The following is a 12,881-nucleotide window of genomic DNA, read 5'->3' on the forward strand; positions in this document are numbered from 1 at the left end:
AGAGATCCCGTGTCTGTGTGGTTGGGTCAGAACTTCATGGCGCCCGCCGCGAGATCGGCGATGAAGGAGCGGGCTCCGATCAGGAAGACGCCGATCAGGGGGATGACGCTCATCAGGGCTCCGGCCATCACCATTGAGTAGTCGGTGCCGTAGATGCCGTTGAGCTGGTCGAGGGCGACCTGCAGGGTGAGACGGTTGGGGTCGGTCATCACGATCAGCGGCCAGAGGTAATCGTTCCAGACGTTGATGAAGGTGAAGATACCGAGGAAGGCGAGGCCGGGCCGCAGTACCGGCAGGCCGACGGTGAGGTACTGCCGGAAGAACCCGGCGCCGTCGACCTTGGCGGCGGAGATGAGTTCGTCCGGGATCGCGCCGCGGGCGTACTGGCGCATCCAGAAGATCCCGAACGCGTTCGCGGCGCCGGGGATGACGAGTGCTTTCAGCGAGCCGATCCAGCCGAACTCGGCGAGCGTGACGAACTGCGGCACCAGCGACAGCTGGGCCGGGATCATGAACGTCGCGAGCAGGATCGCGAACAGGACGTTCCGGCCGGGGAAGTCGTACTTCGCGAACGCGAACGCGGCCAGCGAGTCGAAGAACAGCACCAGCACGGTGACGCCGAGCGAGGCGATCAGCGTGAGCAGCATCGAGCCGAAGAAGTCGATGTTGTCGAGCACCTTGCCCATGTTCTCGAACAGATGCGATCCGATCCAGAGCTTCGGCGGGTAGGTGAAGATGTCCGGGGTGGTGTTGGAGGCCATCACCACCATCCAGTAGAAGGGGAACAGCGAGACCACGACGCCGAGCATCAGCACGACGTGGCCGACGGCGGTGCGTAGGCGCTCAGTGCTGGTCTGCATGGACATCTGCGGCCTCCCTCTTGGCATTCTGGGCTGCGATCTTGCGTTCCACCCGCCGAGCGGCGCGTCGGGTCAGGCGTTCGTCGTCGTTGCCGCCGATCAGCCGCCAGTTGATGATGCTGAACAGCACGATCAGGATGAACAGCGCCCAGCCGATCGCGGCGCCGTACCCGAACTGGTTGTCGATGAACGCGCTCTGGTAGAGGTACGAGACGATCGTGAGACCGGCGTCGCCGGGGCCGCCGATGCTGCTGGTGTCGCCGAACAGCACGCGGGACTCGGTGAAGATCTGCAGTCCGCCGATGGTCGAGGTGACCGCGGTGAACAGGATGACCGGCCGCATCATCGGGACGGTGATCCGCCAGAACGTCTGCCGCGGGCTGGCACCGTCCACCTTGGCGGCCTCGTACACGTCGGCCGAGATGGCCTGGAGTCCGGCGAGATAGATGATCGCGTTGTAGCCGACCCAGCGCCAGGTGACGATGGTGGCGATCGCGATCTTGATGCCCCACGGCGAGGTCAGCCATTCGACCTGGCCGACGCCGATCGATTGCAGGAACGCGTTCAGCAGGCCGAAGTTGTTGCTGAAGATCGAGCCGAACACGAGGGTGATCGCGACCACCGAGGTGACGTTGGGGATGAAGTAGGCGACCCGGTAGAAGGTGCGGAGCCTGGTGGCGTTGTGCAGCGCGTTGGCGATGATCAGCGCGAGCAGCAGCATCGGCACGGTGGAGAGCACCCAGATGATCAGGGTGTTGCCGATGGTCTTCCAGAACGTCGCGTCGGTGAGCAGGTAGTGGTACTGCTCGAGGCCGACCCATTTCATCTGGCCGATGCCGTCCCAGGAGTGGAACGAGATCCAGATCGAGAACAGCACCGGGAACGCGCCGAAGATCGCGAACAGGATGAAGAACGGCGAGACCGCGGCGTACTGCGGGAGTGCCTGCCGGTACTTGTTCGGCGGTTTGTCGTCGGTCGCGGCTGTCCGGCTGACGGTGGTGGGGAGGGTTTTGCTGGTCACGGCCATCTCAGATCGCCCCCGCTCGGGTGAGTTCGCGCTGCACCTGACGCTGGGCGTCGGCCCAGGCCTGGTCGGGGTCCTTGCCGGCCGCTTCGACGTTCACGAGTTCGGCGCCGATGGGCGTGTCGACGATCGAGTCGTACGGCGAGAAGTACGCGCCCGGGTACTTCTTGGCGGAGTCGGCGAACACGTCGACGATCTGCTGGCCGCCGAAGAACGGATCCGGCGCAGTGAGGGTCTTGTCCGTGTAGGTCGCCGGGGTGGACGGGAACAGGACCGGGTCGAGGAACGCCTGCGCCTGGTTCTTCGCCGACTCCAGCCAGCTGATGAACGCGAAGGCCGCCTTCGGGTTCTTGCAGTACTTCGTGATCGCCAGGAAGGACCCGCCCTTGTTGCCGGCGCCACCAGGAGCCGCCGTCACCCGCCAGAGTCCCTTGGTCTTCGGCGCCGCGTTCTTCGGCCCGAGCTGCGCCCACCAGACGGCCGCGTTGTACGCGACGAGCTTGCCGTTGGTGACGACGGCGTTCTTGTCGGTCGAGTTCTGCGCGTTGGCCGACAGTCCTTCCTTCACGACCCGGACCGCCAGGTCGAAGGCCTCCCGGACGTGGTCCTGGTCGCCGATGTACTGCCCGTCGGCGGTCATGTAGCGCTTGGACTGCTGCGCCATCCGGTAGCCGTAGATACCGGTGATGTTGTCGGTGATCGTGGAGCCGGGGACGGCCTGCTTGAGCTTCTTGCCGAGCGCGATGTAGGTGTCCCAGTCGGGTGCCAGCTCGGCGACGGCGCCGGGGTCGACGTCGATCCCGGCCTTGGTGAGGACGTCGCTGCGGTAGAACAGCGCGGTCGGGCCGGTGTCCATCGGGTAGGCCATCATCTTGCCGGTCTCGGTGATGCCCAGCTTCCACTTCCAGGGCAGGAAGTCCTTCTCGAGATCCTTGGCGCCGAAGTCGTTGAGGTCGTGGAACTGGTCGGCGTTGGGGAAGTAGGTCGCGACGTCGTCGTTGATCGCGACGATGTCCGGGACGAGGGATTTGCCGGCCAGGGCGGTCAGCACCTTGGTCTTGTAGTTGCTGCCGATCCGGGTCATGGCCAGCTTCATGCCGTCGTACCCCGGGATCGCCTTCTCCGCCTGACCGATCAGGCCGTCGTTGACAGACCCGACCCAGGTCCACATGCTGAGCTCGTTCGATCCGCCCAGTGAGCTGCGGGATCCGCAGCCGGTGAGTCCCGCGGCGGCCGCGACTGCGGAGCCGCCGGCCGCGAGGAAGTGCCTTCTGCTCAAGGTCATAGCCTCACCTGGCGCTTTCTGTTGGATTTCGCCGGAAGGTGTCCAGATATGTTTACGTAGCCATTAGGTAAGCGCATACCGACTGAACCGGTCAAGGTGCCGGTGACAAGATTGGACTCATGATGATGCGTGGCGTCACCGCCGTCCTCTTCGACGCGGACGGCGTCGTCCAGCGCCCGACCTCCGACTGGTGGTCGCGGTTGTCGTCGCTCGTCCCCGGTGACGGGGAGGCCTTCGTGGCGGACCTGATGGCGGCGGAGAAGCCGTGCCTGGTCGGCAAGGTCGACTTCAGGGACGCGCTGGCCGACGTACTGCGGCGATGGAACTCGACCGCGTCCGTGGACGAGGCGCTGGAGCCGTGGAGCTGGTTCGCCGCGGAGCCCGAGGTGGTGTCGTTGATCGGGACGCTGCGGTCGGCCGGGGTCGGGTGCCATCTCGCGACCAACCAGCAGGCGTACCGGCGGGCGATCATGCAGGACGAGCGCGGGTACGGCGAGTGGTTCGACCAGACGTTCTACTCGTGCGATCTCGGGCTCGCGAAGCCGGATCCGGCGTATTTCCGGGCGATTCTGGCCTCGCTGGACCTGCCGGCGTCGTCGGTGCTGTTCATCGACGACAACGTCGCCAACGTGGCGGCCGCGTCGAGCGCCGGGCTGCAGGCATCGCACTACGACCTCTCGGCCGGCGTACCGGCGCTGGCTTCGGTGCTTCGGCGTTATGGGCTGCCGATTCCGGCCTGAGGTCTTGTGAAGGAGTGACGGCTGTGGCATCGTCGCCGGTCAGTTGACAACGTAGGACATCCACCAGCCGCTCCCTGGAGGCCTCCCATGTCCGATCGGTTCAATCTCTCCCGCCGACGCCTTCTCGGCCTGACCGCCGGGGTCGGTCTGACGGCGGTTGCGTCGCCTTCACTCGCCTTCGGTTCTGGGGTCGGTGCTGGGGTCGCGTCGGCCTATCCCAAGGGCCAGCGGCCGCGGATGCTGAACGTCCTGACCGAGGATTCGCTGTCGTCCGCTGAGCGGACACTCGCGACGACGCTCCAGGGTCTGATGGCGCGCCGCGGCGGTGAATCCCTGTACCTCAACCTGCCGACTCTCGGCTACCAGCACTGGCTCGACGGCCTCGTTACGCAGTACGGCGTCCGCACCCGGACCGAAGACCTGTGGAAAACCGTCGGACGCTCCGGCATCCGCGGATATGTTCTCTTCCGTACAGGCACTCCGTCGGTCAACGTCGCGACCACGCTCGCCGGCGTGACGGGTGCAGTGGCAATCGAGGAAAGCTTGGAGGCACTGGCAATCCAGCAGGGATTGCACAAAGTCCTGGACGTGCGGGACAAGGACGACCGCTGGGTGTTCGAGACGTACTGGCCCCGCCTGCGACACGACGTCGTGGTCGAGCAGCGCGCCGACTTCCCGGAGCGGCTCCGGGACTACGTCACGATGGCGGGGACGCTCGCCTTCTTCGACGGCAACTCGGACTTCCGCGCCGAGGTGGTCAACGCGCTCACCGACGACGGCACAGTCATCGGCTGGGGCGACGCCTCGAACGGCGAAGACGCATTCATCGGGGTCAACTCGAGCACGGGCGTAAAAGCCCTGCCCGCCGACCACGCACGCAACCTGTCCGTGCTGTCAGGAATCCAAGAAGACTCCCTGAAACAGCAAGGCCGCGCGTTCGACCCCGCCCTGCGCCCAGCCCCAGCGCCGTCCACCGCTCAACCGACGAACGGACCACAGAGCGGAGGGGGTGGGGGGAGGGCCCTCGAACCAGCCCCGGACCCCAACGCCCACTACGTGAGTTTCCTGATCACCGACGGCGACAACATCCAGTGGGCGCTCGGCGACTTCCCGACCGACCCGCGGTGGTTCGGCAGCCCCCGCCGCGGTGAGGTCGACCTCGGCTGGGGCATCTCCCCCTCGCTGATCGATCTGGCCCCGTCGGTCATGCGCTGGTTCTACGAGCAGTCCGAGAAGGACCGCTGGGTCGTCGGCCCCTCCGGCGGCGGCTACATGTACCCGAGCCGCTACCCCACCGCAGCCCTCGACAAGCACACCGCCTCACTGGCCAAGGCGATGGGCCGAGCCGACTTGTCGGTGGCCCAGATCATCGACTTCGACGCATTCGACAACACCCGCCTCTGGTCGTCGTACCTCAAGCGCCGCGAGATCGACGGCCTGATCTACCTCGAGTACTCCCGGTACGACGGTCTCAAGGGCAGGGTCGTCTGGTCCGAAGGCAAGCCGGTCATCTCGGCTCGCACGATGCTGTGGGACGGCCTCGACGGCGCCGACGAGGCGTCCGTCACCGCCGAACTCAACGCTGCCACCCGCAACCCGCACTCAACCGCCGGCTACTCGATCGTCGTCTGGCACGCCTGGAGCAAGTCCGTCGACAACGTCCTGTCCGTCGTCAACAACCTGGCTCCACACGTAAAGGTCATCCCGCCGGACACGCTGGTCCGCATGGTCGGCAAGTACGCCAAGCCCTAGTTGCCCATAGCAACTAGGACGAGGTTATCCACAGATTTCAATCTGTGGATAACCTGAATCCCTTGAAATAAAGGGATTCCGCGTTTGAGAACTGTCGGTGACCATGTCTAGAGTCATCGACATGGAGCTGTTGGGCGAGCGACCGGCATGGTCGATGAGCGGCGCAGAAGTGCTGTCGACTCTCGACCGGCTGGATGCTGACCTCGCCCGCCGCGAAACGTACCGTCTCCAGCTCATCGCCCGGATGGACCTGCTAGAACACGCACAGGAGATCGGCGCACACAACACCGCCCAGCTGCTCGAGTTCCGCTACCGCCTGGACCGCTCCCGCGCCCACCGCGACGTGCGCCTGGCCCGTTCCCTCGCCAAGTACGACGCTGTGTCGTCCGCCCTCCCGGATCCCCACGCCGACCCCAACTCCGACCCCGACTCCGAATGCGGCGATGCCCCAGATGTCGTACTGCGTCCCGCGCAAGCGGAGGCAATCGTGTCAGCGCTCAACCAGGTCCCGTCAAAGGTGCCGCCCGACGACGTCGCCGTCGCCGAACGCGAACTGGTCGGCCTGGCCCGCCACCTGTCCCCCTGGGAACTACGCCAAGCCGGTCAACGCATCCGAGACGTCCTCGACACCGACGGCCCCGAGCCCGAAGAACACAAGGCCTACGCCCGCGAAACCCTCACGCTGACCACCGCCGACCGAGGCGTGAAGTTCCGCGGCTACCTAGCCAACGAAAACGCAGAACTCTTCCGCGCCCTCATCCACGCCGGCGCCCGCCCCCACAAAACCCTCGACGGCGACCCCGACCCCCGCTCCCGCGAAAAACGCCAAGCCGACGCCCTATCCACCACCCTCACCATCGCCGCCACCTCGCTAGACGCCGGCACTCCCACCCCACACACCCCTCGCCCCACCCACACCCCCTCACCCAACCAACCCCCAAACCCACCCCGCACACCGACCACCTCCACCACAAACGACGCAACCACCGTGAGCCGCACACCCAGCACGAGCGATGACACCACCACGTCCCGCACGCCCGGTGCGCCCAGCACGCCCGGTGCGCCCGGCACGAGCGGCACGACCCGCACGCCGGCGACACCCGGCGGTGCAGGAGTCGGCCGGGGACCTGAGGGACGCGGCGAGGTACCGGGTTTCGGCGCCAAGGCGAACATCACGGTGACCATCGACCTCCAGGACCTGAAGTCAGCGGCCTCGGCTGCAATCGGAGACATCGTGTACGGCGACGGCCTATCGGCGGCTACGATCCGCCGTCTCGCATGTGATGCGAAGGTCATCCCCCTGGTCCTCGGGACAAACTCCGAACCCCTCGACGTAGGCCGCGCCGAACGCCTAGTAACTCGAGCGATGCGTCGTGCCCTCAACACCCGCGACAAAGGCTGCGTCATCTGCGTAGCCCCACCAATCATGTGCGACGCCCACCACCTCACCTCGTGGATAGACGGTGGCGAAACCAAGATCTCCAACCTTGCCCTGCTCTGCCGCCGCCACCACATCGACCTCCATGCCGGCGACTGGACCATCACCATCACGAACGGCGAAGTGCACGTATCCCGCCCCCACTGGGCCGACCCACCACCCCGCCAACGAACAATCCCCACACCCCCGAACGCCGCGGCACAGCCTCACGCCGCGCGCCACTCATCCACGCCCAATGACAAACCCTCTGCCAACAACTCACCCCACCACGCGGCGATCAGTCCGGAGACGGATCCACCCAAGGCAGCCCGTCAAGACGCAGACCCACGGACCACACGCGATCAGGACGAGTCGGACGGTCCGCCGATGGGCGGTCCGCCGGTGGGCGGTCCGGCGGTAGCTGGTCCGGCGGTAGCTGGTCCGGCGGTGGGTGGTCCGGCGGTAGGTGACTGTCGTTTGACCGAGCGTTCTGTGGCAAGGGCTGCTGTTGCGTCCGTGGTTCGGCGGTCTGCGCTGGGGCGTGAGCTGCTTCGTCGAGGTCGGCCGGACGAGGCCAGCGGTGCTGATCCGAGCGGCGCTGCTGATCGGAGCAGTGGTGCTGGTCGGAGCAGTGGTGCTGGTCGGAGCAGTGGTGCTGGTCGGAGCGGTGTTGACGACGGGTCGACGGCTTCGTTTGGCGAGGCTGCGTATCAAGCGATCTGGGGCGAGACGCCCACGCCGCCCGATCCACTCGCCGATCCACTCGCCGATCCACTGGGTGATCCACTGGGTGATCCACTGGGCGGTTCACTGGCTGGCCCTGCGCAGCTTCAGAGCAGGGATCGCCGGCTCGGGGTTCCGTTCGAGTCCAGTGCCGGTCCGCCAGTGGAGCCGGCAGCCCGTGCCGTGGCCACGCAGGCCGAGGCCACGCAGGCCGACGCGGTCGTCACGCGACTGCCGACGGGTAACGAAGGCAGCGGTATCCCACCGAGGCCTTTCCACCGGGCCTCGTAGGGTTGGCTGCCTAGGCAACAGGTCGGCGCGCCGGGCGCATGTGGGAGTAGGCGTTGGCACGGCCCCGCCGCGGACCTGACTTCGGTGCCGACCGAACTGCGGGTCGACGGTGATGACGTCTGCAAGTCCGCGCTGGCCGTTCGCAGGAGCCGGCAGCAAACGTGCGTCATCGGTGCTGCGGGTAGTCGGCGAAGAGCTGCAGGCCGCTGGGATGAGTCCGTCGGGTTGCAGCGGCGGTGGACTCACCTCAGCGGGAGCAGGAGCAGCTCAGGTGCGGGGCACCTTTAGTTTGTCCCAGGTTTCGGGGCCTGGGATTCCGTCGGCGTCGCTGCCGGGTTGGGAGACGGAGCCGTGGAAGCCGAGTTTTTGTTGCCAGGCTGAGTAGGACTTGAGGTCGCCGGTGCCCCACGTGTCCTTGTTGGTCTGGGTTTCGTATTTGTTGCAGCCGACGGCGATCAGCCGCGCGTGCATGGCTGCGATGATCGGGCTCTTGCGGCCCATCACGAAGAACGACTTGCCCGGGAACGTGACGAAGCCGGTGCGTGGTTCGGTCGAGTGGACGTACGACGGGCGGCCGTAGCCGGCGATCACGTCCGACTTGCGGGTGTGGCGATCGCATTTGTCGTCGAAGTTGCCTTCGATGGTGTAGATCTTCGAGCCGCTGACACCGGTGACGAGGCCGACGTGGTCGATCTTCGACTTGGTGTCGGTGCCGCCCCAGTCGAAGAAGACGATGTCGCCGCGCTGGATGCCGGCGACGTCCTTGTGCCATTGGCTGTGGTTCTTGAACGCGTGGGCGTGGGCCGTGGTCAGGGCGTAGAACCCGCCGTACGTCACCGCGTTCTGGTTGCCCGAATGCCAGGCCCAGTAGGTGATCGAGGCGTCACACCATGGGAAGTTGCCGCTGAAGGCTGAGCCGTTCTTGTCGCGGTACCACTTCTGGATCTTGTTCGGCTCGCCGAGTCCGAGGTCGAGTTCGGCCTGGTGGACCATGTCCTCGACGCCGCTCATGAGCCGCTGCTCTCGCTGTACTCCGGAGTGGCCGGCGGGCGTCCGAAGCCGCCGCGTTCGGGTGGGCCGAACTCCTCTTCGAGCAGTTCGGATTCGTTGTCGAGCCGATTGTCGAAGCTCGGCTCGGTGAGCAATCTGGCTTGTTCTTCTTGGGACATCTCGTCCGGGTCCTGCGGATACGGTCCTCCGTCGGACCGCACGTCGTCGATGGTCACAGCTCCCCCTCAAGACGCTCTGAGCCCCCAGCCTTGATCTGTTCATCATGCTCCGGCCCCGGATGTTCGTCCACGGGCCGGAGCATGATCAACGGGCTAGCTCAAGCGCTTCATCGACAAGCGCGTCTAGAGCTCGCGGAAGTACACCGCGAGCGGGAGTTTCACGCAGCCGAGACTCTCGTAGAACGCACGCGCCGGCGCGTGGAAGTCGTCGCCGCCGGTGCCGATCTCGACGTACTCCGCTTGTTCCGCGCGCATCGCCTCGAACGCGTGCTCGCACAGTGCGGTTCCGGCGTTCGACCGACGGTACGCCGCTGAGACCGCCAGCAGCGTGACCGTACCTTTCGAGCGAGCCGGTTCGACGTGCCAGGCGACGTACCCGAGGAGTACGCCGTCGTCCTCGGCGAGCGCGACGTGCTTGTGTTGCGCCGGGTCGTGCAACCCGGCGACTTCCTGGTGGTAGTCGCCCCGCCAGTCGCCGTGCTGGCGCGTGAAGATGGTCTCGCCGACCAGCGGGCGGAACGATTCCTCGAAGAACGGCCCGAAGGTGTCGATGGTCAGGTCGATGAGCCGGGCCAGGTCAGCATCGACGTACGAACGAATCTGCATGGAGTGTGCCTCTCGCAGCGAAGGTGGAATCCGGGCAGGCGTCACCGGCGCGCCGCGCGTGTGGCAGCGGCGGGCCGGTGTCAGCGCCGAGTACGCCCGGCGGCGAAGCACTCCATGCAGGGGATCTTACCGACCGACGCTGACGGGGACGGTGAAGATCTGGCCGGTGCGCGGTCCGTTCTTCAGCCGGTCGAGGTTGTCGGTGATGCCGTCGTCCGCCCGCCACTCCGAGGTCAGGATGCAGAGGGTCGGGCCGTTGAAGTCGGCGAGCGTGAGCGCGAACGGCGCGCGGTGCTCGGGGAGATCGATGTGCTGCAGGATCTCGCCCCCGTCGGTGACGCGAACGACGGCGTTGCCGCCGGTCTGGACCCAGATCGCGCCCTCGGCGTCGAGGCAGATGCCGTCCGGGCCGAGGTTCTCGGCGAACACGCGGCGCTTGGCCAACCCGCCGTCCGGCTCGACGTCGAACGCGGTCAGGCGGCCGGCGAACGACTCCGAGATGACCAGGGTCCTGCCGTCGGGCGTGAGCACCATCCCGTTCGGGAACTGGATCTCGTCGGCGACCTGGCGGATCTGACCGTCAGGCGTGACCAGCTTGATGTAGCCGGGTTTCGGCGCCTCTCCCCCGGCGAAGTTGAAGTCCGCGCCGTTGAGATAGATGTTGTCGTGCGCGTCCAGCACGAGCTCGTTGGCCTTCTGTTCGGCCAGAACCGTGACCGATCCGTCGGGCTCGTAGCGGCGCAGCTTCTCGCCGGTCGTCAGCATCCTGCCGTCGGCCAGCCAGTCGATCGACCAGCCCATGAGCTGTTCGACCGGCACCGGGAAGTACTCCGCTTTGCCGTCGGCGTCGACGGCAACCACCTGCTGCTCGATCCAGTTGCAGAACCACAGCCGTCCGTCGTGCCACCGGGCAGACTCGGGCATCCCGAGACCGTCCAGCAGAATCGTCGGTTCGGACATCACGTCACCTCATTCGTCGATCGGGTCGTTTCACCCCCTACACGAACGAGGCCCGGCCGGATCGACGGCTGAGCAGAAAAAGTACGGCGATCAGCGGAAGCGTCACCAGGTACGCCGTACGCAGATCGACGACACGCGCTAGTACGGCGAGGACCGCGGGCGCGAGCAGGATCGCCGTACCGGAGGCCAGCGCGCCGATCGCGGACAGGCGGGCCGAGCTGAGGCCGGGTGTCGCGACCAAGGCGGCGAGGGTGACCGGGTAGAGCGGCGCGACGCCGAGACCGGCCACGACCAGGCCGAGGGCGACGATCGCGGGGGTGTCGAACAGGCTCACCATCAAGGTGCCGCAGGCGGCGAACGCGCCGGAGGGCAGCACGGGCGACCAACCGCGCCAGCGGATCGGGCCGATCGCTCGCCCGGCCGCCATCCCGATCGGGAACGCACTCCCGAGCAACGCAGCCGTTGCCGTCGGCAATCCGGTGGCCACCAGGCGCGCCACTGCCCACACCACGAAACAGAACTCGACCGAGACCGACAGCACCACGCGCAGCCATCCGATCCCGACGTCCATCACAACCTGTCGCCCCACCCGACCCCGCCATTTCCGCCCCAGCCCCACCGCCGGCGCGGAATCAATCAAGACCGCCACCGGCTGCTCGACGTCCCCATCCACCTGCCGGATCGACTGGTCCGGGGGTTGGCCGAAGCCGGGGCTGACGGGGTTCGCGCGGCGAGTTAGAACGGCGGCGCTGACGGGGTTCGCGCGACGGGTTAGAACGGCCAGGAGCAATAGAGGTGGCGCGGCAGCGAGCATGGCCAGGCGGCCGCTGGGTCCGAGGCCGTCAAGGGCGCCGATGGCGAGTGGCGCGAGAATGCCTGCCCCACTGGCAACAGCGTTGACGCGGCTGAGACGCAGTGCGGCTGTTGGTCCGTTGAGCATCAGCGGGGCGACCAGTGTGAGCATCGCTCCACCCAGCCCGACACAGAGGGTGCCTGCGATGACGACGGCGTACACAGGGGCGACCGCGATCAGCACCGCGCCGAATGCGCAGACAACTGAGCCGAACGCCATCGCCATCGGGATCGGCAACGACCGCAGCAACCGCGGCCCGACGAAGGCGACCACCAGCAGCCCGACCGCGAACCCGGACGACAACAGCGCCAGCCGGCCCGTCGGCTGGTCGAGATCGCGGGCGAGGATCGCGACGCAGGCGCCGAGCCCGGCGAGGACGAACCCCATCGCGGACAGCGCGATGCCGATCCGGACCTCGTCGCCGCGAGCTCCGGAGTCCGCCGGCGCCTCCGTGGCCGCGGTCATTCCGAGCCTTTGAACAGCCTGCCGAGCTGGTGCAGGTCGGCCAACTCGATGTCAGCGGCAATGCCCTTCAGCCCAGCCGTCAGCGCGCCGGAAGCCCGCCCAGCCGTCAGGCCGACCACGGTGTCCTCGACGACCAGGCACTGCACAGCTGGTACGCCGAGCAGCTCGGCAGCCCGCAGGTATCCCTCGGGATCCGGCTTGCCCCGCCTGACGTCGTCAAGCGTCACGAGGACCGACGGCGAGATCCCGACCGCGCCCAGCCGGACCTTCGCCAACCGGGTCGACGCACTCGTGTAGACCGCCCACGGCAGACCCAGCTGATCCAGCAGTGCAGTCAGCACGAGCGCGCCCGGCGTGGCAACGACATCGGACACGTCGTCGCATTCGATCTCCAGCACGCGCTCGACCGCGGCCGCACGATCGGTCGGCGAGAGGTCAGGCCGCATCCGCGTAATGGTCGCCTCGGCGGGGCTCCCGTGCGCGATCGCGAGCACGTCGTCGACGGGCACGCCGTACTCCGTCGCCCAGCGGCTCCAGCTCCGGTCGACGACCGCGTCGGAATCGACCAGGGTGCCGTCCATGTCGAACAGGACGGCGCGGATGTCCCGGATCTCCATGACCTTCCCTCCCATTAAACTCGTCCCACGAGCATAAACTGCTCCGGGGACAGAACGGA

12 protein-coding genes are annotated in these 12,881 nt (G+C 66.9%); 3 read left to right on the plus strand and 9 right to left on the minus strand.

Annotated features, from left to right (window positions below):
* Positions 1-26 precede the first annotated feature (26 nt).
* From ABT313_RS29425 to ABT313_RS29435, 3 genes are read right to left on the minus strand one after another with little or no spacing between them, the layout of a single operon-like run.
* Positions 27-866, minus strand: coding sequence for a carbohydrate ABC transporter permease (locus ABT313_RS29425; protein WP_350860524.1), 840 nt, complete (start codon positions 864-866; stop codon positions 27-29).
* Positions 844-1,887, minus strand: coding sequence for a carbohydrate ABC transporter permease (locus ABT313_RS29430; RefSeq protein ID WP_350860526.1), 1,044 nt, complete (start codon positions 1,885-1,887; stop codon positions 844-846). The genes ABT313_RS29425 and ABT313_RS29430 overlap by 23 nt, the downstream gene beginning before the upstream one ends.
* A gap of 1 nt (position 1,888) precedes the next feature.
* Positions 1,889-3,169, minus strand: a complete 1,281-nt coding sequence (locus ABT313_RS29435; RefSeq protein ID WP_350860528.1) for an ABC transporter substrate-binding protein — start codon at positions 3,167-3,169, stop codon at positions 1,889-1,891.
* 119 nt (positions 3,170-3,288) lie between these two features.
* Here ABT313_RS29435 and ABT313_RS29440 point away from each other — a divergent pair, with 119 nt between their 5' ends.
* The 3 genes from ABT313_RS29440 (at position 3,289) to ABT313_RS29450 (ending at position 8,092) form a co-directional block, all read left to right on the plus strand.
* Complete coding sequence (locus ABT313_RS29440) at positions 3,289-3,909, plus strand: HAD family hydrolase (RefSeq protein ID WP_350860530.1); 621 nt, start codon at positions 3,289-3,291, stop codon at positions 3,907-3,909.
* An 87-nt stretch (positions 3,910-3,996) separates the two neighbouring features.
* On the plus strand, positions 3,997-5,661 hold the full coding sequence (locus tag ABT313_RS29445; RefSeq protein ID WP_350860532.1) for a GxGYxYP domain-containing protein: 1,665 nt from the start codon (positions 3,997-3,999) through the stop codon (positions 5,659-5,661).
* Positions 5,662-5,782: 121 nt separating this feature from the next.
* Positions 5,783-8,092, plus strand: coding sequence for an HNH endonuclease signature motif containing protein (locus ABT313_RS29450; RefSeq protein ID WP_350860534.1), 2,310 nt, complete (start codon positions 5,783-5,785; stop codon positions 8,090-8,092).
* A 267-nt stretch (positions 8,093-8,359) separates the two neighbouring features.
* Here ABT313_RS29450 and ABT313_RS29455 read toward each other — a convergent pair whose 3' ends face one another.
* The 6 genes from ABT313_RS29455 to ABT313_RS29480 all read right to left on the minus strand — a co-directional run bounded on the left by ABT313_RS29455 (position 8,360) and on the right by ABT313_RS29480 (position 12,822).
* Entirely contained in the window at positions 8,360-9,103 is a 744-nt protein-coding gene (locus ABT313_RS29455) for a peptidoglycan-binding protein (RefSeq protein WP_350860536.1), read from the minus strand.
* Positions 9,100-9,318, minus strand: a complete 219-nt coding sequence (locus ABT313_RS29460; protein WP_350860538.1) for a hypothetical protein — start codon at positions 9,316-9,318, stop codon at positions 9,100-9,102. The genes ABT313_RS29455 and ABT313_RS29460 overlap by 4 nt, the downstream gene beginning before the upstream one ends.
* A gap of 126 nt (positions 9,319-9,444) precedes the next feature.
* Entirely contained in the window at positions 9,445-9,927 is a 483-nt protein-coding gene (locus ABT313_RS29465) for a GNAT family N-acetyltransferase (protein ID WP_350860540.1), read from the minus strand.
* Between the two features lie 126 nt (positions 9,928-10,053).
* Positions 10,054-10,887: an SMP-30/gluconolactonase/LRE family protein gene (locus ABT313_RS29470; protein ID WP_350860542.1), complete on the minus strand. Its 834-nt coding sequence runs from the start codon at positions 10,885-10,887 to the stop codon at positions 10,054-10,056.
* Positions 10,888-10,924: 37 nt separating this feature from the next.
* Entirely contained in the window at positions 10,925-12,205 is a 1,281-nt protein-coding gene (locus ABT313_RS29475) for an MFS transporter (RefSeq protein ID WP_350860544.1), read from the minus strand.
* On the minus strand, positions 12,202-12,822 hold the full coding sequence (locus tag ABT313_RS29480) for an HAD-IA family hydrolase (protein WP_350860546.1): 621 nt from the start codon (positions 12,820-12,822) through the stop codon (positions 12,202-12,204). Before ABT313_RS29480 ends, ABT313_RS29475 begins: the two co-directional genes overlap by 4 nt.
* Positions 12,823-12,881 lie beyond the last annotated feature (59 nt).

The sequence above is a fragment of the Kribbella sp. NPDC000426 genome (genome assembly GCF_040300265.1).
Lineage (GTDB): Bacteria > Actinomycetota > Actinomycetes > Propionibacteriales > Kribbellaceae > Kribbella.